The sequence below is a fragment of the Halobacillus kuroshimensis DSM 18393 genome (assembly GCF_000425705.1).
GTDB lineage: Bacteria > Bacillota > Bacilli > Bacillales > Halobacillaceae > Halobacillus > Halobacillus kuroshimensis.
In genome coordinates this window covers 377,152-400,929 of the sequence record NZ_AUDY01000010.1, presented here as the reverse complement: position 1 = coordinate 400,929, position 23,778 = coordinate 377,152, and the positions used below count along the sequence as shown (strand labels likewise).

Here is a 23,778-nt window from a genome sequence, read left to right as displayed (position 1 = left end):
ACTCTTCCTCTTCGTTATGATGCTGCTTCTTCAGCAATAGCTGTAATAAATTCGGCAATTTTTTCAAGTTCAGCTACAGAGATGCGCTCATTGGTCGTATGGATTTCTTCGTAACCGACGCTCAAGTTTACCGTCGGAACTCCGTGGCCGGCAATCACGTTGGCATCACTGCCGCCGCCGCTGCGGAGCAGTTCGCTTTCCCGGCCGATTCGTTTGGCTGCCGAGCGGGCCACTTCGACCACTTCGTCACCAGCCTCCTGTTTATAGCCCGGGTACATGACCTGGATATCCAAGTCCACTTCTCCACCCATTTCTTCTGCTGTTTCATAAAATGCCTGTTTCATTTTTTCGACCTGCTCTTCCATTTTCGCAGGGTCGAGCGAGCGGGCTTCAGCGAGAATTTCGGCATGATCGCACACGATGTTGGTTTTCTGACCACCTTCAAAGCGACCGATATTCGCTGTCGTTTCCTCATCAATACGTCCCAGAGGCATTTTTGCGATGGCGCGTGACGCCAGCGTGATAGCTGAAACCCCTTTTTCAGGAGCTACACCGGCATGAGCCGTTCTGCCTTTGACGACAGCATTGATTTTCGCCTGTGTCGGAGCAGCCACGACAATATTTCCAACCTGCCCGTCACTGTCAATCGCATAGCCGTATTTCGCTTTCAAGAGGGAACTGTCCAGAGCTTTCGCACCGACAAGGCCGCTCTCTTCTCCGACTGTAATAACGAATTGAATATCTCCATGCTCTACGCTTTGTTCTTTCAGAGAACGGATGGCCTCAAGGATCGCAGCAATCCCTGCTTTGTCATCCGCACCGAGAATCGTCGTTCCGTCCGTGACGACATACCCGTCCTCGATGGAAGGTTTCACGCCGTTCCCTGGCACAACGGTATCCATATGCGAAGTGAAGTAAATCGTATCGGCTCCATCTTTCGAGCCTTTGAGATTACAGATCAGGTTGTTGGCTCCGTGACCTGTCGCGGAAGCCGCCTCATCTTCCAGTACTTCAAGTCCGAGGTCCGTAAATTTCTTCTTGAGTACTTTGGAAATCTCTGCTTCCTGCGTTGTTTCGGAATCAATTTGTACGAGTTCTAAAAATTCGTCCAGCAAGCGCTGTTTGTTGATTTCTGCCATGGATGTTTCCTCCTTCATATGTAACCACATTCCTCTTTGTACGTTAGCGGAACGAAAGAATCATGTCAATTAAAGAGGAATATTTCCATGCTTTTTATAAGGGCGTTCCTCCCGCTTGTCCTGCAGCATATCCAAAGCCTTTACAAGTGTGCTCCGCGTTTCCCGTGGATCGATGACATCATCGATCATCCCGAGCCCTGCAGCAACGTAAGGGTTGGCAAAACGTTCGCGGTATTCATTGATCTTATTCTTCCTCGTTTCTTCAGGCTGTTCACTTTCCTTGATTTCCTTGGCGAAAATGATGTTGGCTGCCCCTTCAGGCCCCATGACAGCAATCTCAGCGTTCGGCCAAGCGTAGACAAGATCCGCTCCTATGGACTTACTGTTCAGCGCCACATAGGCCCCGCCATACGCCTTTCGGGTGATCACTGTAAGTTTGGGCACCGTAGCTTCTGAATAAGCATACAGAATTTTTGCTCCGTGTCGTATGATTCCCCCGTGTTCCTGCTTAATACCGGGGAAAAATCCGGTAACATCCTCAAACGTAATAATTGGGATGTTAAAGGAATCGCACGTACGGATAAATCGTGCGGCTTTATCGCTGGAGTCGATATCCAGTCCGCCCGCCATATATTTCGGCTGATTGCAGACAAGGCCGACAGCCCGGCCGTTCATTCGGGCAAAACCAACGACAATGTTTTTGGCAAAGTCTTTTTGAATTTCAAAGAATGACGACTCGTCCACCACTTCATCAATAATGACGCGGACATCATAAGGACGGATGGGATCAAAAGGGATCTTATCGGTCAGGTCCGGACGGAAATGATCCTTCATTTCTTCCTGGATCATTGGTGTCTTCTCTTCGTTATTCTGAGGAAGATAACTGATGATCTTTCGTACAGCATCCAGGGCCTCCGCTTCATCCTTTGTCTTCATATGGGCATTTCCACTGAGCGTATTGTGAACACCGGCGCCTCCGAGATCCTCAGCGGATATTTGTTCTCCCGTAACCGTTTCAATGACTTTCGGACCTGTAATGAACATCTGGGACGTCTTTTCCACCATGATGACAAAATCGGTGATGGCCGGTGAATAGACCGCTCCACCTGCACACGGCCCCATGATGACTGAGATCTGGGGGATGACTCCCGAATAGATCGAATTACGGTAAAACACCTGTCCATATCCATCCAGAGATGAAACCCCCTCCTGGATTCTCGCTCCTCCCGAGTCATTCAAACCAATGAAAGGCGTTCCGTTTTTGGCAGCCAGGTCCATGACGGCAGCAATTTTCTTTGCGTGCATCTCTCCCAATGCTCCACCGTAAACTGTGAAATCCTGGGCAAAAAGATACACACTTCTTCCATCAATTTTCCCGTATCCTGTGACTACCCCTTCTCCCGGTGCTGTTTTATCGTCCATCCCGAAGGCATCATGGCGATGCTCTATGAAAGGGTTCAGCTCAATGAAACTGTCCTCATCCAAAAGGTGATCGATCCGTTCACGGGCCGTCCATTTCCCTTTTTCGTGCTGCTTATCGATGCGTTCATCCCCGCCGCCGAGTTCAACCTCTCTGCGCTTATCGTAAAGTTCATTGATTTTATCGAAAATATCCATGTCTACTCCCCCTTCCCTGGCTGCCAGAGTTCATAAAGGACACCGCCGGAGGCTTTCGGATGCATAAAGGCAATATCGGCCTGATGAGCCCCGGTTTTCGGTTCGTCATGTATCATCCGGATTCCCTGTTCCTTGTATTGCTGGAGGCGTTTATGCAGATCATCGACTTCCAAGGCGATGTGATGGATTCCACTGCCTCTTTTCTCCAAAAAGGAAGCGATGGCGGAGGTTTCATTCAGAGGCTCCAAAAGCTCCAGCTTCGTTTCACCAATTCTTAAAAAAGCAGCACGAACATGCTCCGATTCCACGTCCTCTACAGCTTCCAGTTCCATCCCCAGCGTATGCTGATAAAAAGGAAGTGCTGCATCTATACTTTCCACTGCAATCCCAATGTGGGCAATTTTCTTTGGAGTGCTGATCGTTTCCTGATGGATCAGCTGTTTAATATAAACGGCAATAGCGTCTGTCGGCGATCCGCTGGTGAAAATTTTATGGACCCCTTTTCCTTCCAGATACGGAATATCCTCAGCGGGAATAACTCCTCCACCGATGACAGGGATGTCATCGGCCCCTTCCTTCTTGAGAGCTTCCACTACTTTCGGAAACAAGGATTTGTGCGCTCCGGATAACGAAGATAAACCGACGACATCGACATCCTCCTGCACGGCAGCCCGGGCAATCTGCACGGCAGACTGTCTGAGACCTGTATAGATGACTTCCATTCCGTGGTCCCGGAGAGCCTGGGCGATGATTAAAGCACCACGGTCATGCCCATCCAGTCCTGGTTTAGCTATAAGTACTCGAATTGGCTTCATACTGACTCATCCCTTTCTACATCGCTGTATATTCACCGAATTCCTCACGCAGGACGTTGGCAATTTCCCCGACTGTGGCGTAAGCCTGGACAGCCCTGACGATCGGAGGCATGACATTGTCCTGCTTCGCTGCTGCGTTGCGGAGTTCCTGAAGGCAGCGATCGACAATTTCCTGATTTCTCTGCTCTCTTACCTGCTTTGTTTTTTCTATCTGTCCTTTTTCAAGGGCTTCATCCACTTTCAAGAGATCCGCGTGGATTTCTTCATCCACCTGATACTCGTTCATGCCGACAACGATATCCTCTTTGGATTCCATCCGTTTCTGCGCCTCGTAGGCCGCCTGATGGATTTCCCGCTGCATGTACCCCTCTTCTACAGCCTGAACAGCCCCGCCGAATTCACTGATCCGCTCCAGGTACGCACCGGCCTCTTTTTCAATCTGGTCAGTCAAGGACTCGACATAGTAGGATCCAGCAAGCGGATCGACTGTATCAGCGACACCGCTCTCATTGGCGATAATCTGCTGTGTCCGCAGAGCAATCCTCGCAGAATCCTCTGTCGGGAGCGCCAGAGCCTCATCCCTGGAATTGGTATGAAGACTCTGTGTGCCTCCTAATACAGCAGCCAGAGCCTGCATCGTTACGCGGACAATATTATTATCCGGCTGCTGGGCCGTCAGCGTACTTCCACCTGTCTGGGTGTGGAAACGCATTTTCCAGCTCTTTGGATCTTCCGCTTTGTAGTGCTCTTTCATGATTTTCGCCCACATCCGGCGTGCTGCCCTGAATTTGGCTGCTTCTTCAAAAAACTGATTGTGGGCATTAAAGAAGAAGGCCAGGCGGGGAGCAAATTGATCCACTTTCAATCCTGCTTCAATGGCAGCATCTACATAAGCCATGCCGTTGGCGATCGTAAAAGCGACTTCCTGCACAGCGGTCGATCCTGCTTCACGGATATGATAGCCGGATATGCTGATGGTGTTGAATTTAGGCAGGTGCTCCTGACAGTAGGCAAAAATATCCGTGATGAGCCGCATCGATGGTTTAGGAGGATAAATATACGTCCCTCGGGCAATGTACTCCTTCAAAATATCGTTTTGAATCGTACCGGTCAGCTTTTCCCTCGGCACCCCCTGCTTCTCCCCTACAGCAATGTACATCGCAAGGAGTATGCCTGCAGGCGCGTTTATAGTCATGGAGGTGCTCACTTGATCGAGTGGAATTTCATGGAACAGCTGCTCCATATCTTTCAGTGAATCAATCGCTACTCCAACTTTGCCGACTTCGCCCTCAGCCATGGGGTCGTCTGAGTCATAGCCGATCTGCGTCGGCAGATCAAAGGCGACGGATAAGCCTGTCTGGCCCTGTTTCAGCAGGTAACGAAAACGTTCGTTCGTCTCTTCTGCTGAACCAAAACCTGCATACTGGCGCATTGTCCAGTACCGGGAGCGGAACATCGTCGGCTGAATCCCTCGCGTATATGGATACTGGCCTGGAAAACCGATTTGGTTTATGTAATCTTCACTTAACGATTCGGGTGTATAGAGACGATCCACAGGAATATCCGAACTCGTATGAAAAGAACGACGGCGCTCTGGGAAACGCTGCATGGTTTTTTCTACATTCTTCTCCCATTCCTGCTTGAAATGTTGTCCATTGGATGACAGGGTCATTGGAAAAGCCTCCTCTTTCGTCTATTCTCTTCTAGCATACCAGAAATGAAGCGCTTACCTATCTAAAAATTAACATAATTCACAACAAATTGTGAATCCAAACGTCCCCTTGTCCATTTTCTTTTTTTTCGGTAAAATATTGAACAGGAACGACTGAGAAGGAGGTTACCAACCTTGGCTGAAACGAAAAAACGCTCAAAGCGAGAACGCCGCATGAAAATCGTTATTTATATTATGATTCTCTCCATGGTTCTCTCTACGGTACTGGCGGGAGCGAGCTTCTTCCTATAAAAGAGGAAAAGCCGGGCAAGGTGGTTCTCCACCCTTCCCGGCTTTTTTTAATTCAGAAACTGCTGCCATTTCTTTTTCAGCCACTGTTCATACAAAACTTCCATTGATACGTCCGGATCGTCCACGATCCACACGTCCATCTCTTCTTCGATCATGGTGTATAAGGTTTCGACGTCGTCATTCTTCAGCCTGATACACCCTGCGGAAGCAGAGGTTCCGACCGACTCCGGCTGATTCGTACCGTGGATGCCGTAAATCCGGCCGTCCGTTCCCTCTGCATCAAACCCGATCCAACGGCTTCCCAGAGGATTTTCCGGAACGCCGCCTGGAATATTGTTTTTTCGATAATACGGATCTACGGCTTTCACTTTAATTACGAATAGTCCTTCCGGTGTGAGTTCATCGGTTTTCCCGATAGCCGCAGGAGCTTGGAATGTCCGCTCCCCGTCCTCATACACTACGAGTTCGTGTACGGCTTTGTTGACAAGAACGACAGGCTCTTCAGCTGACGCAGGAAGCAGCAGCTGGAGGCTGGAGAAGACCAGAAAAAAGAATGTCATGCATATCCCTTCTTTTTAATTCAAGTTTCCCCGCCCTCATGTCCTTTATACGTCACTCTTCTTAAATGACCGTTTAATGATTAAATATTCCTCAATCTCATTAAGCAGGTGAAAAAGACTGGCACGCATCTCAAATTCCTCGCGCGTCTGTGGAAGGTCATCCTCCCTGAACTCCTCCTTCATCTCTTTGAACCGCTGCAGGTAAATGACCGCTGTATTACCAGGATGAATTGCACCGGCTAAATCATCAAAGAAATCAGCGATTTTAGAGCTGTGCATATTCGAGGTGGAAATCCGGCTCACAAGCGGAAGCATCCTCTCCAATAACTCAAACTGTTTCGTCCGCATGTGAAAGTAATGATAAAAATGGTTATGAGTCCGAAGCAGGTGGTTTTCAACATCCCTGTAGGATAAGGACTTGGCTTTTTCAAGCAGTGCCGCTGTTTCTGTAAGCTCGTGTCCTGTCCAGTCATTGTCTCCATCTCTTAAAAACGTAGCAAGCTCCTTCATGATCAGGGAAAAGTTATGCTCGACCTGACTCCGGTACTCCCCCAGTTTATTTTCCAGACTCGGCATGTATAAATTCAGCAGCAGAGCCGTACCGATTCCTACAGTAATCAGGATCACTTCGTTTATAATAATCTCCCAGCCTATACTGCCTGAGCCGTATAGATGGAGAATGATGACTGAACTCGTCACAATACCAGGTGTAATGTTCAGCCAGACGGTCACAGGGATAAAGGCAAACAGCATGATCCCGATAGCCAGCGGGTTATATCCAATCAGCTCAAAAAAGGCGAACGAAAAAACCATAGCTACAATACACGCTGAAAAACGGTGCCATGCACTTAAAAATGACCGCTTCCTCGTAATCTGGATGCAGAGAATCGTCAAGATCCCTGCTGATGCAAAGTTTTCCAGCTGCAGCATCTGGGCCACCCAGATGGCAAAAGGGGTGCCTAACGCTGTCTTAATGGTACGGTATCCTATCTTCAATGTCTGTCTAATCCTTTCTCTTCCTAATACTGTCTAAAAACCAATCAGAAATGCAAAAGGACCTTTGCTCATCACAAAGATCCCAAGCCTTTTCTTTATTATACCTCTTCGCAGTATTCTTCAAAACTGCGCTGAAGCTTTCCGATGACTTCCATCGGTTCAAAGCCTTCGATATCATGACGCTCCACCATCGTCTGGATTTTCCCATCCTTCAAAAGTGCGAAGGAAGGAGAAGACGGCGGGTATCCTTCGAAATACTCACGTGCCCGGTTCGTCGCTTCGCGATCCTGACCGGCAAACACTGTGACCAGGCGGTCCGGGCGTTTATCATAATGAATAGCATGAGCAGCGGCTGGACGTGCAATCCCTCCTGCACACCCGCAGACGGAATTGACCATGACAAGAGTGGTTCCTTCCTGAGTCAGTGCCTGATCGACTTCTTCAGGTGAAGTAAGTTCGGTGTACCCCGCTTGCGTAATTTCTTCACGTGCTTTTGTAACGACATCATTCATGAAAATATTGAAATCCATTAGACATGGCCCCTTTTTATAAATACTATGAACATTTTACCAAGATAACAGAAGGCTTTCAATTCTTCTGCCGTTTCTTTCCTGTCTATAAAAACCTTTCCCCCTGCCGGAACCTGGAACTATACTTTTCCCCCAGAGACATATCGATGTCCGGCAGATCATAAAACATCTTCCGGCAAAGAGGGATCCAATAAAAATCAGGCTGCCTGAAACTTTAGCAGGCAGCCTGGAAGCAGCCGATGGAGCCGCTTTTCCTCTTTAGTAGATGGAAGTATTCTCTTCACTCATTTTCTCGAGTATTTCCTTTACACGGGCAAGGAAATTACCAGCAACAAGACCATCAAGCACACGGTGATCCAGCGACAGACAGAGATTAACCATATCACGCGCACCGAACATGCCGTTTTGATAAACCGGTTTTTTCACAATGGATTCCACCTGTAAAATGGCTGATTGTGGATGATTGATTACACCCATGGACTGAACGGATCCGAACGAACCCGTATTGTTTACAGTAAAGGTTCCGCCTTCCATATCCTTGGACGTCAATTTCCCGTCACGGGCTTTACCAGCCAGTTCTGTAATATCACGGGCAATGCCTTTGATACTTTTTTCATCCGCATTTTTAATCACTGGCACAAACAACTGATCTTCTTTAGCGACAGCGATGTTCAAGTTAATCGCCTTGCGTTGAATGATCTTATCGCCTGCCCATGTACTATTAAGCTGTGGATATTCTTTCAAGGCCTGGGCGACAGCTTTGACGAAGAAAGCAAAATACGTCAGGCTGTAGCCTTCCTGTTTTTTAAATTGATTTTTCTTCGCATTTCTAAGCTCCACCAGATTGGTCACATCCACTTCGACCATCATCCACGCATGTGGAATTTCGGTTTTGGATTTCACCATATTGGCGGCAATCGCCTTACGGACGCCGGTGACAGGGATTTCGATATCCCCTTCTCCTGCCTGGACATCAGGAACAGATGGAGCCGGCTTTGCTGCGGATTCGGGCGCAGACGGTTCGGCAGACGGGGCTTTCTGTTCCGTCTGTGGACGGTCTTCGGCTTTTGAAACCCCTCCACTTTCAATCACCTTCTCGATGTCTTTGCGGGTGATCCGGCCGCCGCGTCCAGTCCCTTCCACCTGATTTAAATCAATGTCATTTTCCTGAGCAAGGGTCATAACTGCCGGTGAATAGCGTTTCTTCTGCCCCTGGTCTTTCCCATTCGAAGCTGACTCGGATGCCTGTGACTTTGAAGTCGTCGTTGAAGGTTCGTCTTCTTTCTGCTCAGCCGCTGCCGGTTCTGAGGAAGAGCCTCCTCCTTCGATTTCAATATGACACATCAGTTCACCAACTTCGATGGTATCTCCTTCAGATGCCACTAAATCTTTGATCACACCCGTGAAGGAGGAAGGGACTTCCGCGTTCACCTTATCCGTCATGACTTCAGCAATCGGATCATATTTGTTTACTTTATCTCCTGGCTGGACCAGCCAAGTGCTGATGGTGCCCTCTGTTACACTCTCTCCGAGTTGAGGCATATTGATTTTTTCTACGCCCACGACGAACGCCTCCTTCATTAAAATTCTGCGAGATCACGCATCGCTTTTTCGACTTTATCAGGATTCATCATGAAATGCTTTTCCATTGTTGGTGCATACGGCATGGAAGGAATATCAGGACCAGCGAGACGCTGGACAGGAGCGTCCAGATCAAACAGACAGTTTTCGCTGACAATAGCAGAAACCTCTGAAATAATCCCGCCTTCTTTGTTATCTTCCGTCACAAGCAGCACTTTTCCAGTTTTGGAAGCTGCTTCAATGATGCTTTCCTTATCTAAAGGATAGACCGTACGAAGGTCGAGGATGTGGGCATCAATGCCTTCTTCTGCAAGCTTTTCTGCTGCCTGAAGAGCAAAATGAACGCACAATCCATACGTAATGACCGTAATGTCCGAGCCTTCCCGCTTCACATCTGCTTTTCCAATCGGAAGTGTGTAATCTTCTTCAGGAACTTCCCCTTTGATCAAACGGTAGGCCCGTTTATGCTCAAAGAAAAGAACAGGATCGTTATCACGGATGGACGCTTTAAGCAGACCTTTCACATCATATGGTGTGGACGGCATAACAATTTTAAGGCCCGGTTGATTGGCGAATACTGCTTCAACAGACTGAGAGTGGTAAAGAGCCCCGTGAACTCCCCCGCCATAAGGCGCACGAATAGTGATAGGAGCGCTCCAGTCGTTGTTGGACCGGTAACGGATCTTCGCTGCTTCTGAAATAATCTGGTTGACCGCCGGCATGATAAAGTCAGCAAACTGCATTTCAGCAACCGGGCGCATCCCATACATAGCCGCTCCTATGCCTACACCAGCAATCGCAGACTCGGCAAGAGGCGTATCCAGTACACGATCTTCTCCAAATTCATCATAAAGGCCGTCCGTTGCACGGAAAACGCCTCCGCGTTTACCAACGTCCTCTCCTAATACAAATACTTTTTCATCCCGCTGCATTTCTTCCCGAAGTGCCTGGGTGACAGCTTGAATATACGAAATGACTGCCATAATCGTGCCCCCTCCTTACTCTTCGTACACGAATTTCATTGCTGATTCCGGCTCGGCATAAGCCGCGTTTTCAGCATAGTCGGTGGCTTCATTGACGATTTGATTGATTTCGTCATTCAGCTCTGTTTCTTTCTCTTCCGTCAAAATCCCCTGTTCACGGAGATAGTTGGCAAACGTAACGATGGAATCTTTCTTCTTCGCTTCATCCACTTCGTCACGCTCACGATAAACACGGTCGTCATCATCACTGGAGTGCGGCGTCAGGCGGTAGGAAACCGTCTCGATCAATGTCGGCCCCTCTCCGTTACGTCCGCGGTCTGCAGCAGCTTTTACTGCTTCATAAACGGCAAGTGGATCATTTCCGTCGACTGTATACCCAGGCATGCCGTACCCGATCGCCCGGTCTGATACCTTCTCACAGGCCAGCTGTTTGGAGACCGGAACAGAAATAGCGTATTTATTATTTTCAACCATGAAGATCACAGGGAGTTTATGGACGCCTGCAAAGTTGGCTCCCTCATGAAAATCCCCTTGGTTGGAAGATCCTTCTCCAAAAGTAACAAGAGAAACGAAATCTTTCTTCTCCATTTTCCCTGCAAGAGCGATTCCTACAGCGTGAGGAACCTGGGTGGTTACTGGAGATGACCCTGTAACAATCCGGTTTTTCTTCTGACCGAAGTGTCCAGGCATCTGTCTCCCCCCGGAGTTAGGATCTTCCGCTTTGGCGAAACCGGAAAGCATCAAATCCTGTGCCGTCATACCAAAGGAAAGCACAACTCCCATGTCACGGTAGTAAGGCAGCGCATAGTCCTTATCTCGATCAAGTGCATAGGAGGCGCCGACCTGGGCGGCTTCCTGCCCTTGACAGGAAATGACGAATGGGATTTTCCCTGCACGGTTCAAAAGCCACATCCGTTCGTCAATTCTTCTAGCTAATAGCATGGTGCGGAACATATCCAGCACCTGTTCATCCGTTAATCCTAAATCCTTATGGCGGTTTTCAGCCATGGGTTTCCCTCCTTTGTTCTTATCCGTGAATCTGATTCCCATCAACAGCCATCGCTGCCTCTCCGACAGCCTCGGCGAGGGTTGGGTGAGGATGGATGGTTTCAGCAATCTCCCAAGGGGTTGCATCCAGAACTTTGGCCAGCCCTGCTTCCGAAATCATATCGGTGACATGCGGGCCGATCATATGGACACCCAGCAGATCGTCGGTGTCCTTATCAGCAATGATTTTCACGAATCCGTCCGTTTCCCCATGTACGAGTGCCTTACCGATGGCCTGAAACGGAAACTTACCGGTCTTAATGTTATAACCTTTTTCCTTGGCCTGTGCTTCCGTCAGTCCGACACTGGAGGCTTCCGGGCTGGAATAAATGCAGCTTGGAATTTGTTCGGGATTCAATGGATGGGGCTCGTTGTCTGACATGTGCTCCACCGCCGTCATTCCTTCATGGGAAGCGACATGGGCCAGCTGCATACCACCGATCACATCACCGATCGCATAAATATGACTTTCTTTTGTTTGATAATAGTCATTCGTTTGTATGAACCCGTTCTCCACTTGAATATCCGTATTCTCAAGGCCGATGTTGGTCACATTGGCGGACCGCCCGACAGATACAAGCATTTTTTCTGCTTTATAGGTTGTGGTTTCTCCGTCAACTTCAACCTGGATCGTGACACCATCATCCGTTTCAAGCGTTTCGGAAAGGACTTTGGCACCGGTAACAACGTCCACACCTTTTTTCTTCATCTGTTTTTTCATTTCCCTGGAAATATCCTCGTCTTCTGTTGGGAGAATGTGAGGAAGATACTCAAGGACCGTCACCTCAACGCCGAAGTCCGCGAGCATGGAAGCCCACTCGATGCCGATAACTCCGCCCCCGACAATGATGATGGACGATGGCAGTTCTTCCATATTCAAGGCTTCATCTGAGGTCATCACATACTGTCCATCTACTTCCAGGCCGGGCAGACTTTTTGGACTGGAGCCGGTTGCAATAAGGACGTTTTTCGGAATCAGCATTTCATTCTCTTCACCGTTGTTCATTTCAACAGAGATGGTTCCTGCGGTCGGTGAAAAGATGGAAGGGCCGAGAATTCGGCCGACACCTTCATAAACATCAATTTTCCCTTTTTTCATCAAACCTTGAACACCTTTATGTAATGTGTCCACAATCGACTGCTTACGCTCCTGGACTTTCTGGAAGTTCAATACAGGGTTTTCAACTGTAATGCCGTAGCTGTCGGCTTCTTTCGTTTGTTTGAAAACTTCTGCACTTCTCAATAATGCTTTTGATGGAATACAGCCTCTGTGAAGACAGGTTCCGCCCAGCTCACGTTTTTCAACAATCGCTGTTTTCAAGCCGATCCTTGAAGCACGGATGGCGGCCACGTATCCTCCCGTCCCGCCTCCTAGAACTACTAGATCATACTCCTCTGCCATATCTACCGCTCCTTTTTATTCCTGAAAATTCGGATACTGCTTTGGAATTTCTTCGTGATTGAGGACGCGCAGCGTTCCTTCGTTCAATGCCTCCAGTTCATTTTCTCCCGGATAAACAAGCACATCAGCAATCCAGTGCACCCGTTTGGAAATCTCTTTGATGAAGGCTTTCCCATAGGCCAGTCCACCTGTCAAAGCGACGGCGTCCACCCGGCCTTCCATCACAGCACTCATGCTTCCGATCTCTTTGGCAATCTGATAGGCCATAGCGTTGAAGACCATTTCGGCCTTTTTGTCGCCATGGGCGATCATATTTTCGACTTCCCTGGCGTCATTGGTATCGAGATAAGCCATGAGGCCTCCCTGCCCGACGAGTTTCTTCATAACTTCATCACGGTAATACTGGCCTGAGTAACACATCGAGACAAGGTCACCGGCAGGCACGGTACCGGCTCTTTCAGGTGAAAAAGGACCATCGCCGTGAAGACCGTTGTTAACATCAACCACCCGGCCTCCAATATGAGCACCGACGGTAATTCCTCCCCCCATATGAGCGACAATCAGACGGGCCTCCGGATAATCCATCTCCAGATCAGCTGCCGCACGCCGGGCGACCGCCTTCTGGTTCAAGGCGTGGAAAATACTCTTCCTTGGGATTTCCGGCACGCCTGAGATCCGGGCAAGCTCCTGGAGCTCATCGACAACCACGGGATCGACGATATAGGCTCCGATGTTCAGGCCGCGGGCAATTTCATAGGCGATGATGCCGCCAAGGTTGGAGGCATGTTCTCCATTATAGCCGTTTTTCAAATCTTCAAGCATAGCGGCATTCACTTCGTAGGTGCCGCCTTCAATTGGACGCAGGAGTCCCCCTCTTCCGCAGACGGCGCTGAGTTTGCTTATGTTAATCCCTTCCTGATCGAGCACATCAAGAATGACCTGCTTTCGAAAATCGTACTGGTCGATAATACGTTTGAATTGATTGATTTCATCTCCGCTGTGGCGGATCGTTTTTTCAAAGACGGCTTCCAGGTCATCAAACACACCGATTTTTGTTGACGTGGAACCGGGGTTTATAACCAGGATTCGATGAGTGTGCACAACAAAGACCTCCGTTATCCGTTCTGTCTTCTGCTTAGGATGTGATGGCCGTTCTGAAGGAACTGGCTGCGGGAACGACGCATACGCTCAATGCGTTCTTCCGCCATACGATCCGCTGCAAGATACGTAGGGATATTATCACGGCGGGAAATTTCAAATACACGGGATACGTTATCGTAGATGGTTTCCACTCGCTTCATCGCACGGTCCTTATTGTACCCGTGAAGTTCATCGGCGACGTTGATCACGCCACCCGCATTGATGACATAGTCCGGTGTATAGACGATGCCTTTCTCATGAAGAATATCACCATGTTTCGTTTCTTTGAGCTGGTTGTTTGCTGCACCGGCAATGACTTTCGCTTTCAACTGTGGAATCGTTTCATCATTGATGGTCGCACCCAGGGCACACGGTGCATAAATATCACAGTCCACGCTGTAGATTTCGTCCGTCTCCACTGCTTTAGCTCCGAATTCCTCAACAGCACGCTGAACAGCTTCTTTATTAATATCGGTCACAACCAGATTCGCACCTTCCTCGTGAAGATGGCGGCACAAGGTGAAAGCTACGTTCCCGACACCCTGGACAGCAACTGTTTTACCTTCCAGGGAATCTGATCCAAAGCCTTCCTTAGCAGCTGCTTTCATTCCGCGGTACACCCCATAGGCTGTTACTGGGGAAGGGTTGCCGGAAGAACCGAAGGCAGGTGAAATCCCAGTGACATAATCGGTTTCCTCATGAATTAAATCCATATCCTGAACCGTTGTTCCCACATCTTCCGCTGTAATGTACCTTCCGTTCAGTCCTTGAATGTAACGGCCGAATGCGCGGAACATCTCCTCATTTTTATCCTTTTTCGGATCACCGATGATTACGGTCTTTCCACCGCCGAGATTCAGACCGGCCGCTGCGTTTTTATAGGTCATTCCTTTAGCAAGACGCAGAGCATCTTCAACAGCATCGTCTTCAGATGCATACGTCCACATGCGTGTCCCTCCAAGAGCGGGTCCGAGGGTCGTATCATGGACGGCGATAATCGCTTTCAAACCAGACTGTTCATCCTGACAAAACAACAATTGCTCGTAATCATATTCCTGCATATAGCTGAAAATTTCCATTTTGTATTCCTCCTAGGATTGACTGGCTTTTAAAGCTAAAGCCAGTGAGTAAATTTTGCTCTGGGCATCATCAGCCCTTGATGTTAACACGATGGGAGCGGATGCTCCACTGATCACACCCGCCACTTTGGCATGGGCAAAGTATACAAACGATTTATAAAGCGCATTGGCCGTCTCGATGGTAGGAACAACGAGGATATCTGCCTGACCGGCTACTTCTGACTGAATGTTCTTATGAGCAGCCGCTTCTGCATCCACCGCATTGTCAAAGGCGAGCGGCCCGTCCACCACACATCCCGCGATTTGACCACGGCGGTTCATCTGGGTCAGCAAGGCAGCATCGGTGGATGCCGGCATTTTAGGGTTGACTGCCTCTACGGCTGCGAGGGCAGCCACTTTCGGATTGTCCCACCCTGCTTTGTGGGCCACTTCCACCGCATTGAGAATAATCTCCACTTTGTCCTCCAGCGTTGGCTGAATGTTCATAGCGGCATCTGTTAAGTATATTAATCGGTCTCTCCCGGGAATTTCAAACAAAGCTACGTGGGAAAGGACCTTTCTTTTTTTAAGGCCGTATTCCTTATGGAGCACTGCCTGCAGGAGGGTTTTCGTATCTACATGCCCTTTCATCAGGACATCCGCTTCCCCCTCTGCTACAGCCTGTACAGCCAGGAGGGCACTTTCTTTCGCCTGCGCCGGTTTCCACTGCAGATCCGGGTGGTCAAGCGGCAGGCCCGCCTCCGCGGCACACGTTTTAAGATCCGCTTCTTCACCTGTAAGGATAAAACGAGCCAGATCCTGGTCCAAGGCCATTTTCACGGCTTTTAACACTTCTGGATCTGCGGCCTGTGCGACAGCCACGGTTTGTCTGCTGGTGCGGTCAATTGTCTCTACCAGTTCATCTAACGATTTCAAAGCTTCACCTCATCCCTAATCTCATTCATGCAAATTTCATGCCAAAAGTCTGATGCGCCCGGACAGCCATACAAGGCTTTTCGGCACATGCAGGATTCTGCATTATGAAAAATACTGCATGCTGTTTTTATCCAACCCATACTTTTCAAGCTTATAATAAAGATTTCTAATGGAAATACCGAGAGCCTTGGCTGTTTTGGTCTTATTAAACTCGTGCGAACGATACGCTTCGACGAGCAGTTTCTTTTCATAGTCGTCCACAGCCTCCTGCAGCGTCTCCCCTGTCCAACCGGAAGCTGTCCGGCCCGGTTCGACGGCATCCTCTTGTTTTTTAAGAGTGGGCAGATGTTCAGGCTTTATGATTTCATCTGTATGTTCCATATAGATCATAGCTCTTCCGATAATATTCTCCAGTTCCCTTACGTTTCCAGGCCACGGATAGTCCATTAAACACTGGTAAGCCTCTCCATTGAGGGACGTTACGTTCCGCCCATAATCCTCATTGAGCTTTTGAATCAGGTGGGCGGTCAGCAATGGGATGTCCTCAATCCTTTCCCGGAGAGGGGGGATATAGATAGGAAGACGGTTCAGCCGGTAGTACAAGTCTTCTCTGAAATTTTTATTCATAATCGCTTTTTCCAGATTTATATTTGTAGCAGCAATGACCCGCACATCAATGTGAACCGGTTTGGTTCCGCCCACACGAATCATTTCATTTTCTTGAAGCACACGCAAAAGTTTCGCCTGCATCGGCAGGGTCAACTCGCCGATTTCATCTAGAAAAATGCTCCCGTTGTCTGCTTCCTCAAATAATCCCTTTTTCCCTCCACGGCGTGCCCCGGAGAAAGCCCCATCCTCATATCCGAACAACTCACTTTCAAGCAGCGACTCGGCTATGGCCGCGCAATTCACCCGGATAAACTTGTTATGACGTCTCCCGCTTTCGTTATGGATGGCGTGCGCAAACAGTTCCTTCCCTGTACCTGATTCGCCACGCAGAAGCACAGAAGCCGGAGTCCGCGCTCCAACCTTAGCCTGTTCGAGCGCCAGGGTCATTTCAGGAGAATCTCCGATAATATCATCAAACGTGTATTTCGCTTCAAGGCTTCGGATGATCTGCCGGGCTCTTTTCAATTCACTCGTCAGGGATTTAATCTCTGACACATCATGCAGAACCCCGACACTTCCCTTTAATTTGCCATCGACAATGACAGGGGCTACGTTAACGAGGACATCTTTCCTGGCAGGACCAACCTTCATCCGCACTCCTCGGACAGGTCTGCGCGTACGGAGGACTTTCATATGCATACTTTCCCCTTCTGAAATATCCACTGTCGCAGGCTTTCCGACGATGTCTTTTTCCGGGAGACCAGTAATCCTTGTGTAGGCAGGATTCACCATTAAACCGCTTCCATTCTCATCTACAACAGAAATCGCCTCATCCGACGATTGTATAATAGCTTCCAGCATTGTTTTGACTTCTTTCAAATCGGTGACTTCCTCAGCCAGGTGAACCACCTCTGTGATATCCTTGAACACCGCATAGGCACCAATGACACTTCCACTTTCGTCAATCATTGGAATCCTGGTCGTCACCACCGTCTTTCCATTTTCCAGTTCCAGCTTCTTGTTCACTTCCTCCTGTTTGGAAGCCATCGTGTAAGGCAGTCTGGAGGCAGGAATAATCTCTTGAACGGGACAATGGAGAACGTCCTGATGATTTCTGCCCAGAATCCGGGCAGCGCTGGGGTTGATGAATGTAATGTTCTCCTTGTGATCGACGACAATCATACCATCGTGAATGCTGTTTAAAATGAAATGCTGGTTATCCGTCTGCCGTTTCAGCTTTTGAACAAGAGCTTCCTTTTCTTCCAGAAGTTCAGCTGTCACATAAGCCACTGACCCTGGAATAACCACCGTCGTTTCATCTCTTTCTTCTCTAATCGACTGGAACACATCTTCCTGTCCAGTCGCTTCAATAACGATATCAATCTTTTTATGTATCCACTGCTCCCAGGACCGGCCCGCTGGAATTCCATAGGATTCCGCAAGAGCAAGACCAGGAGCGTCTGAATTGATGTCTGTCACAGCCACTACCTGCATACGGTCCACTTGACTAAGCAGCTTCAGCAGAGCAGTACCGCCTTTGCCGGCTCCAACAATCAATACTCGTTTCATTTCACCACACCCTGCAATATTTTGCGTAACTTCATCGTATATCAATCTGCACATTTTAGCAAGCATGGGATTGTTTCCACTTCCTTCCCCATTTGATATACTGTGAATGGACTATAAAAAGGAGCGATGCCCATGCGCCTCATAGCACTACTGCTATTAGTAACTCCGGGTTTGATCGCCGTCTACGGCATAAAATTAATCCGTGATGCCCTGTTCGGGGAATTCCATGATCTTTATTTTCATATTGCCCTCCAGGGTCTGGCTGGTATTCTATTTTTCGCAGGCGGACTGGCTTTCATTGGAGGCTTCATTCTCCACCGGGACAGAAAAAGGAACTTGACTAAAGGAAGGTTCAAACAATCTAACTATCCAGAATGAAGGAGTTTTGCTCTGTGACAGAGTTTGAATTATTCAGGCAGCAGTACCCGTTTGATCTGTTGTCTGAGGAGGAATTCCAGGACGTTTTCGGAAAAGCTTCCGTAAAGGAATACAGCACGAACGAATTTATCATTCATGAGGATCAGGAAGATGATTCGATCGATATCCACTTTATGATCTCCGGTCTCGCCAAGAATATTATGCACCGGTCCAACGGCCGGCAGCTGTCTGTCCGCTTTTATTACCCCGGTGATTTGATCGGGGTCATGATCTTATTGACCAGCGGAGAAATGCGATTCTCTGTACAGGCTCTTGAGCCGATAAAAACGATCTGTTTTGAACGTGAATCCTTCCTGCAGATCATGTCAAACAACACCCAGTTTTCCAAAGTGGTGATGGACGGAATCAGCCACTTGATGAAAAGCTTGTATGACGAAGTCAAATATAAGAGTTCCTCCACAGATGAAGAGGACGACCGTGAATTATATAAAAAAAGAGCCGACGCTTACATGGAGCCCCCTACATTCATCCATCCCCAGGCCTCCATTGAAAAAGCAGCCCGGATGCTGCAGCAGCAGAAAATTGAAGCGCTTATCGTGAGCGAAGATTCAAGGTCAATGCTTGGGATGATCGGCTACAGTGAAATTTTAAAGGCCTACTTCGAAAATGATCATAACAACCCCGTCCAAGCCTATATGTCTGAGGAAGCATATGAAATTAGTGAGCAGGAGTTCATCTATGATGCGCTTAGTTATTTGAAACACCATCCGACGGAAATCATTCCGGTCCTGCATAAGGACAAAGTGGTCGGCATCTTAAGGCAGTCGTCGTTTTTCACCATTAAGAACTCGGTTTATTTCGACCTTACCTACAAAATTTCCAATTCTGCAAGTGTGGAGGAAATCAAGTCATTGTCCCCGATTTATAATGAACGGTTCCAGCAGTTTGTCCGCAGCTTGATTAAAGACAAGATGCTCGCCTATGATATTGCGGAATTGATGACGAACTACAACGATAGAATTCATAAGCAGATTGTTCAAATTGCAGAAGATGAAATGATCCGCGAGGGCTATGGGGCGCCGCCGGTGAACTATTGTTTTCTTGTGCTCGGAAGTGAAGGCCGTAAAGAACAGGCCTTTTCCACCGATCAGGATAATGCGATGATCATGGCGGATTACGATAAGTCCAAGCATAAGAAGAAAATCGATGCCTATTTCTCCATTTTTTCCAGGAAGATCAATGATATGCTTAATGAGTGCGGATATCCGTACTGCACAGGAGGAATCATGGCCAAAGAGGACAAATGGAGAAAACAGACAGATGAGTGGCATGCGGATATCGATCAATGGATCTCCAAGATGGATGCAGAAGAAATCCGCGACTTCACTATTTTTATGGATTTCAGACCTATCAGCGGAGACTACTCCCTGGCCTATGATTTAAAAAAATACGTAACACAAAAAGTTCAGAAATCCTTGAACCTTCATCAGCTTCTGATGAAGGATACCCTCCGGTTCCGCGTACCCGTCCAGCCCTTTGGCAGGATTTCAGGCATCGGTAAAAAACGGACCTTGAATATTAAAAAATCTGCCATCATGCAGATTGTCAACGCCATACGCATATACAGCATGAAATATGGAATTGAAGAAATCAATACAGTCAACCGCCTGGACGCCCTGGCCGAACATGAACGTTTCCACCCCAGGGACGTGGAAAACGCAAAAACAGCCCTGCACAGGCTGATGCTTTTCCGTCTGCAGTCCAACCTTGAGCAGTTGGAAGAAGGAGACACCTTATCCAATGATTTAAAGCTCGCTCCACTGAAAAAGGAAGAACGCCGCTCCTTGAGAGAAGCACTTATTATTGCGAAGCGGCTGCAGCAGGTGCTTGAACTGAGTTATAACCGAAATCGGGTGGTTTGATGTTACCTGTTGACTTACAGATCATAAAGTATCTGCTTTTTGAAAAACCTTTATATTATTACAAGATAAAGCCTTATTTAAAATGGCATACGTATCACCAGCTGGAACAGAGGCTTCACGAGGCCGGGAAAGAGGCGCACTTCAAAGAACAGTCGCTGACCTCTCTCGATTTTACCATCTTCGATTTAGAGACCACCGGCTTTCTTCCTGAGATCGGTCACGAGATCATTTCCATCGGGGCGATTCGTCTGAACGGATGGAATGCCTGTCACAGGAAGACGTTTTATCAAGTGATCCGGCCGATCCGGCCTGTCAACAAGCAGACTCTCCGCCTTACAGGCCTTTCCAAGGATCAGTTGAAAAACGCCAGCCCCTTTATAGAAGGGTTTCAATCTTTCATGGAGTTCAGCGAAGGATCCGTCTTAGTCGCTCATCCAGCTAAATTTGATATGCGTTTTCTCAAAACGATGTTGAAACGATGGAAGCTCCCTGACTATGACCCGCACGTGATTGATTCCCAGGTGATGGCCCAATGGCTGCTCCCGCATGTCCGTCATCAGCTCGATCCACTATTGAAACATGTCGGCATTGAAAAAAGGGACCGGCACCATGCCTTGAATGATGCCATTATGACTGCAGAGTTGTTCCGTTTCCTTTTGGAGAAGACCGAACAGCATGGCATTCACACGCTGAATGATTTATACCAGCAGTTAGATGGTCTAAAAAAGACGAAGCCCCGGTCATAAGGGCTTCGTCTTTTTCTATCTGTTATTCAAAAAATGTACGGTATAACGACTGAACAGCATCGGCCAGTCCTTCTGTCTTCACCCCAAACATCATGGAAACCTCAGAAGATCCCTGGTTAATCATCTCGATGTTCACATCGGCTTCTCTGAAGGCACAGGCTGCCTGGCTGGCAATTCCGATGGTCTGGTTCATTCCTTCTCCCACGATCATAATCATTGCCATATCCCGTTCAATGATAACCGTGTCCACTTTCAATTCTTCCTTAATTCTGCCGACAACCACTTTCTCTTTCTCCGGCGGAAGCTGGTGATCCCTTAGTACAACAGACATGTCATCGATTCCAGAAGGTGCATGCTCAAAAGAGACTCCTTCATCTTCCAGAATCTGCAGAAGTTTCCGCCCAAAACCAAGCTCTCTGTTCATCAAGTATTTACTGACATACAAGTTAAGAAAGCCTTTGTCACTGGCAATTCCCACTACATGGGATTCACGGTCAGGCAGATCTGCTGTAATCATCGTACCAGGGGCGGAAGGGTTGTTTGTGTTTTTAATACAGACGGGAATTTTAGCTTTAAAAGCAGGAATAAGCGCTTCATCATGAAAAACCGAAAAGCCGGCATACGATAATTCACGCATCTCCCTGTAAGTCAGAGATGTAAGTTCCTTCGGCCGGTCCACATACATCGGATTCACACAATAGACTGAATCCACATCGGTGAAGTTCTCATAAAGCTCCGCCTGCAGCCCTGCTGCAACAATCGAACCAGTAATATCCGATCCACCTCTGGAGAAGGTCACGAGTGTCCCTTCAGGTGTATAACCGAAAAATCCAGGAATCACGAGGATTTCCCTGCGCTCCCTTAAACGGTAAAGCTGGTCGAAACTTTCTTCTAACACAAGAGCGCCACCTGGCTCATCACGAACCAGAATGCCCGCTTCCTTCGGATTTACATACGAGGAATCATAGCCTTCCTGTCTTAAATAAGCGCTCAAGATTAATGCAGTCCCATCTTCACCACAGGATTTCAGGGAGTCTATGGCTTTGGCTTCTTTTTTCTGCACCTGCTCCATTGAGAACTCCAACCGCTTCCTCACTTCTTCCAATACATTCAGCGGAAGGTTCAACTCATCTACCATCGATTGAAAACGGTCAACGATCATTTTATATACCTCATGGTCAACCTGATCGTGTTGGATTGATTCGCCCAGTTTGATGAGCAGATCGGTCACTTTCTGATCGCCGCTGTATCGTTTCCCAGGGGCGGAGACGACGACAACACGACGATTGTCTTCAGATGTAACGATATTCTTCACTTTTTGGAGCTGTCCTGCATCGGCAACGGAGCTGCCGCCAAATTTTACGACTTTCATATGTACAACACCTCATTAGAGTACCAAAGTAATTAATAATTAAGAATTGTAACACAAATGAGGTGCAAAGTTGAACAGATTTATCAAAAAATTTTCAAAAACTTTTTTTCTTATATTTCTACAAGTTTTTTACAATTTCCTTATAAATTTGTTACATATTTGTTCATTATCCTATATTATGGATACTAGGAGGAAGGGTGATCAGATGGTTTTGATGAATGACGGGTTCGGTGGAACACGATATTATCCAGAAAACAGCGAAATGTCTGTCCTTTGCAGCTATTTTGATCAAGGACACAGATATGTCATTATTCAATATTTGGACCTTCCTTTCAGTTACCGGTTGATTAACCTCGACGGCCTTGCCTTTGTCGATAAGGAAGCCCATGATTTCTTGAAGGAGGAGCTCTTCTCCATTGACGAAGGGGTTTATGATAACGCAGAACTCGCAGGTCAAATTAAACAGCTAATGACATAAAAAAGCACGTATGTTGTCACATACGTGCTTTTTCAATGGATTAGCTTGCTCGATGCTCCAGGCGGAGACGATCAGCCACCATCGCGATGAATTCGCTGTTCGTGGGTTTTGCTTTTGTATTGGAAATCGTATAGCCGAACAAGGAGGAAATAGCATCGATATTGCCTCTGTTCCAAGCTACTTCAATGGCGTGGCGGATGGCCCGTTCGACACGGGAAGCGGTCGTATTATATTTAGTGGCGATATCTGGATAAAGAACTTTTGTAATGGATCCAAGCAGTTCCAAATCTTTATAAACCATTGTGATGGCTTCACGAAGGTACTGATACCCTTTAATGTGGGCCGGCACCCCGACTTCATGAATGATATGGGTGATGCTTGTATCCAGATCCGGTTTTTTCGATCTTGCTGAGGAATAACTGCTGCCGAGGGCACGATTGATTGGATCGCCGGCATGTTTGATCTGGCGGACCTGCTCTCCAAGGTGATCAAGATCGAATGGCTTCATCATAAAATAAGCCGCTCCAAGTTCGACAGCTTTTTTCGTCACTTCTTCCTGCCCGAACGCTGTTAACATAATGACCTCAGGATGCTTGTCCATATCCCTCAGCTTGTTCAACACAGCAAGACCGTCGAGATGCGGCATAATGATATCCAAAATCAGCACGTCCGGTTTCTTCTCTTCGACCATTTGCAGACAGTCTTTTCCATTGTAGGAAGTACCGACCACTTCTATATCGTGAGTGTCTTCAAAATACTCTTCAAGAAGCTTTACCAGCTCTCTATTATCATCAGCCAAACACACTTGAATCTTTTCCATTCCTTTTTCCTCCTTAAGAGAATAGTCCTCTTTATTTCCGTAATACACGTATTCGACAGGCATAAGAAACATTCCTTTTTTATTATAACAAAAAATATAAGGAATTAGAGAATATCT

General features: G+C 47.7%; 22 protein-coding genes. 5 read left to right on the top strand and 17 right to left on the bottom strand.

Annotation, left to right across the window (positions count from 1 at the left end):
• Positions 1–14: 14 nt before the first annotated feature.
• The 4 genes from H615_RS0112490 to H615_RS0112475 form a co-directional block, all read right to left on the bottom strand.
• Positions 15–1,139, bottom strand: coding sequence for a M20/M25/M40 family metallo-hydrolase (locus H615_RS0112490; RefSeq protein ID WP_027955471.1), 1,125 nt, complete (start codon positions 1,137–1,139; stop codon positions 15–17).
• Between the two features lie 69 nt (positions 1,140–1,208).
• Positions 1,209–2,756 (bottom strand): acyl-CoA carboxylase subunit beta, encoded by a 1,548-nt coding sequence (locus tag H615_RS0112485; protein WP_027955470.1) that lies wholly within the window; start codon positions 2,754–2,756, stop codon positions 1,209–1,211.
• A 2-nt stretch (positions 2,757–2,758) separates the two neighbouring features.
• Positions 2,759–3,571, bottom strand: coding sequence for a methylmalonyl-CoA epimerase (mce, locus tag H615_RS0112480; protein WP_027955469.1), 813 nt, complete (start codon positions 3,569–3,571; stop codon positions 2,759–2,761).
• Positions 3,572–3,587: 16 nt separating this feature from the next.
• The gene (locus tag H615_RS0112475) at positions 3,588–5,243 is read right to left on the bottom strand and encodes an acyl-CoA mutase large subunit family protein (RefSeq protein ID WP_027955468.1); all 1,656 of its coding nucleotides are present in this window, start codon (positions 5,241–5,243) and stop codon (positions 3,588–3,590) included.
• A 174-nt stretch (positions 5,244–5,417) separates the two neighbouring features.
• Between H615_RS0112475 and prli42 the strand changes: the two genes are divergently transcribed.
• The gene (gene prli42, locus H615_RS22340; protein ID WP_242520466.1) at positions 5,418–5,534 is read left to right on the top strand and encodes a stressosome-associated protein Prli42; all 117 of its coding nucleotides are present in this window, start codon (positions 5,418–5,420) and stop codon (positions 5,532–5,534) included.
• Between the two features lie 47 nt (positions 5,535–5,581).
• Here prli42 and H615_RS0112465 read toward each other — a convergent pair whose 3' ends face one another.
• From H615_RS0112465 to H615_RS0112415, 11 genes are all read right to left on the bottom strand, one after another.
• Positions 5,582–6,094, bottom strand: coding sequence for a L,D-transpeptidase (locus H615_RS0112465; RefSeq protein ID WP_027955467.1), 513 nt, complete (start codon positions 6,092–6,094; stop codon positions 5,582–5,584).
• Positions 6,095–6,139: 45 nt separating this feature from the next.
• Complete coding sequence (locus H615_RS0112460) at positions 6,140–7,090, bottom strand: aromatic acid exporter family protein (protein ID WP_027955466.1); 951 nt, start codon at positions 7,088–7,090, stop codon at positions 6,140–6,142.
• 98 nt (positions 7,091–7,188) lie between these two features.
• Positions 7,189–7,620 (bottom strand): BrxA/BrxB family bacilliredoxin, encoded by a 432-nt coding sequence (locus H615_RS0112455; protein WP_027955465.1) that lies wholly within the window; start codon positions 7,618–7,620, stop codon positions 7,189–7,191.
• Positions 7,621–7,878: 258 nt separating this feature from the next.
• Entirely contained in the window at positions 7,879–9,183 is a 1,305-nt protein-coding gene (locus H615_RS0112450; RefSeq protein WP_027955464.1) for a dihydrolipoamide acetyltransferase family protein, read from the bottom strand.
• 17 nt (positions 9,184–9,200) lie between these two features.
• Complete coding sequence (locus H615_RS0112445) at positions 9,201–10,184, bottom strand: alpha-ketoacid dehydrogenase subunit beta (protein WP_027955463.1); 984 nt, start codon at positions 10,182–10,184, stop codon at positions 9,201–9,203.
• A gap of 15 nt (positions 10,185–10,199) precedes the next feature.
• Positions 10,200–11,192: a thiamine pyrophosphate-dependent dehydrogenase E1 component subunit alpha gene (locus tag H615_RS0112440; RefSeq protein WP_027955462.1), complete on the bottom strand. Its 993-nt coding sequence runs from the start codon at positions 11,190–11,192 to the stop codon at positions 10,200–10,202.
• Positions 11,193–11,211: 19 nt separating this feature from the next.
• Positions 11,212–12,633, bottom strand: a complete 1,422-nt coding sequence (gene lpdA, locus H615_RS0112435; protein ID WP_027955461.1) for a dihydrolipoyl dehydrogenase — start codon at positions 12,631–12,633, stop codon at positions 11,212–11,214.
• Between the two features lie 15 nt (positions 12,634–12,648).
• The gene (gene buk / locus H615_RS0112430; protein WP_027955460.1) at positions 12,649–13,734 is read right to left on the bottom strand and encodes a butyrate kinase; all 1,086 of its coding nucleotides are present in this window, start codon (positions 13,732–13,734) and stop codon (positions 12,649–12,651) included.
• A 14-nt stretch (positions 13,735–13,748) separates the two neighbouring features.
• Positions 13,749–14,852, bottom strand: a complete 1,104-nt coding sequence (gene bcd, locus H615_RS0112425; RefSeq protein WP_027955459.1) for a branched-chain amino acid dehydrogenase — start codon at positions 14,850–14,852, stop codon at positions 13,749–13,751.
• A 12-nt stretch (positions 14,853–14,864) separates the two neighbouring features.
• Positions 14,865–15,767 (bottom strand): phosphate butyryltransferase, encoded by a 903-nt coding sequence (gene yqiS, locus H615_RS0112420; protein WP_027955458.1) that lies wholly within the window; start codon positions 15,765–15,767, stop codon positions 14,865–14,867.
• A gap of 102 nt (positions 15,768–15,869) precedes the next feature.
• Positions 15,870–17,945 carry a sigma 54-interacting transcriptional regulator gene (locus H615_RS0112415; protein WP_027955457.1) on the bottom strand — a complete coding sequence of 692 codons (2,076 nt, stop codon included), beginning with the start codon at positions 17,943–17,945 and terminating at the stop codon, positions 15,870–15,872.
• 132 nt (positions 17,946–18,077) lie between these two features.
• Between H615_RS0112415 and H615_RS0112410 the strand changes: the two genes are divergently transcribed.
• The 3 genes from H615_RS0112410 to H615_RS0112400 are packed head-to-tail and all read left to right on the top strand — an operon-like array spanning position 18,078 to position 20,991.
• Complete coding sequence (locus H615_RS0112410; protein ID WP_027955456.1) at positions 18,078–18,323, top strand: DUF2627 domain-containing protein; 246 nt, start codon at positions 18,078–18,080, stop codon at positions 18,321–18,323.
• Between the two features lie 14 nt (positions 18,324–18,337).
• Complete coding sequence (locus H615_RS0112405) at positions 18,338–20,245, top strand: DUF294 nucleotidyltransferase-like domain-containing protein (RefSeq protein WP_027955455.1); 1,908 nt, start codon at positions 18,338–18,340, stop codon at positions 20,243–20,245.
• Positions 20,245–20,991 (top strand): 3'-5' exonuclease, encoded by a 747-nt coding sequence (locus H615_RS0112400; protein WP_027955454.1) that lies wholly within the window; start codon positions 20,245–20,247, stop codon positions 20,989–20,991. Before H615_RS0112405 ends, H615_RS0112400 begins: the two co-directional genes overlap by 1 nt.
• Before the next feature lie 22 nt (positions 20,992–21,013).
• Here the strand turns inward: H615_RS0112400 and H615_RS0112395 are convergent, their stop codons facing one another.
• Positions 21,014–22,363: an aspartate kinase gene (locus tag H615_RS0112395; RefSeq protein ID WP_027955453.1), complete on the bottom strand. Its 1,350-nt coding sequence runs from the start codon at positions 22,361–22,363 to the stop codon at positions 21,014–21,016.
• A 205-nt stretch (positions 22,364–22,568) separates the two neighbouring features.
• On the opposite strand from H615_RS0112395, the gene H615_RS0112390 reads away from it, so the two are divergent.
• Positions 22,569–22,841, top strand: a complete 273-nt coding sequence (locus H615_RS0112390; protein WP_027955452.1) for a hypothetical protein — start codon at positions 22,569–22,571, stop codon at positions 22,839–22,841.
• Between the two features lie 40 nt (positions 22,842–22,881).
• On the opposite strand, the gene spo0A is transcribed toward H615_RS0112390, so the two are convergent.
• Positions 22,882–23,661, bottom strand: a complete 780-nt coding sequence (spo0A, locus tag H615_RS0112385; protein WP_027955451.1) for a sporulation transcription factor Spo0A — start codon at positions 23,659–23,661, stop codon at positions 22,882–22,884.
• Positions 23,662–23,778 lie beyond the last annotated feature (117 nt).

Bases quoted from the DNA above. Each gene is read 5' to 3' on its own strand.
- H615_RS0112490 (WP_027955471.1), bottom strand. From the start codon at position 1,139: ATGGCAGAAATCAACAAACAGCGCTTGCTGGACGAATTTTTAGAACTC.
- H615_RS0112485 (WP_027955470.1), bottom strand. From the start codon at position 2,756: ATGGATATTTTCGATAAAATCAATGAACTTTACGATAAGCGCAGAGAG.
- mce (WP_027955469.1), bottom strand. From the start codon at position 3,571: ATGAAGCCAATTCGAGTACTTATAGCTAAACCAGGACTGGATGGGCAT.
- H615_RS0112475 (WP_027955468.1), bottom strand. From the start codon at position 5,243: ATGACCCTGTCATCCAATGGACAACATTTCAAGCAGGAATGGGAGAAG.
- H615_RS0112465 (WP_027955467.1), bottom strand. From the start codon at position 6,094: ATGACATTCTTTTTTCTGGTCTTCTCCAGCCTCCAGCTGCTGCTTCCT.
- H615_RS0112455 (WP_027955465.1), bottom strand. From the start codon at position 7,620: ATGGATTTCAATATTTTCATGAATGATGTCGTTACAAAAGCACGTGAA.
- H615_RS0112445 (WP_027955463.1), bottom strand. From the start codon at position 10,184: ATGGCAGTCATTTCGTATATTCAAGCTGTCACCCAGGCACTTCGGGAA.
- H615_RS0112440 (WP_027955462.1), bottom strand. From the start codon at position 11,192: ATGGCTGAAAACCGCCATAAGGATTTAGGATTAACGGATGAACAGGTG.
- lpdA (WP_027955461.1), bottom strand. From the start codon at position 12,633: ATGGCAGAGGAGTATGATCTAGTAGTTCTAGGAGGCGGGACGGGAGGA.
- bcd (WP_027955459.1), bottom strand. From the start codon at position 14,852: ATGGAAATTTTCAGCTATATGCAGGAATATGATTACGAGCAATTGTTG.
- H615_RS0112415 (WP_027955457.1), bottom strand. From the start codon at position 17,945: ATGAAACGAGTATTGATTGTTGGAGCCGGCAAAGGCGGTACTGCTCTG.
- H615_RS0112410 (WP_027955456.1), top strand. From the start codon at position 18,078: ATGCGCCTCATAGCACTACTGCTATTAGTAACTCCGGGTTTGATCGCC.
- H615_RS0112400 (WP_027955454.1), top strand. From the start codon at position 20,245: ATGTTACCTGTTGACTTACAGATCATAAAGTATCTGCTTTTTGAAAAA.
- H615_RS0112395 (WP_027955453.1), bottom strand. From the start codon at position 22,363: ATGAAAGTCGTAAAATTTGGCGGCAGCTCCGTTGCCGATGCAGGACAG.
- H615_RS0112390 (WP_027955452.1), top strand. From the start codon at position 22,569: ATGGTTTTGATGAATGACGGGTTCGGTGGAACACGATATTATCCAGAA.
- spo0A (WP_027955451.1), bottom strand. From the start codon at position 23,661: ATGGAAAAGATTCAAGTGTGTTTGGCTGATGATAATAGAGAGCTGGTA.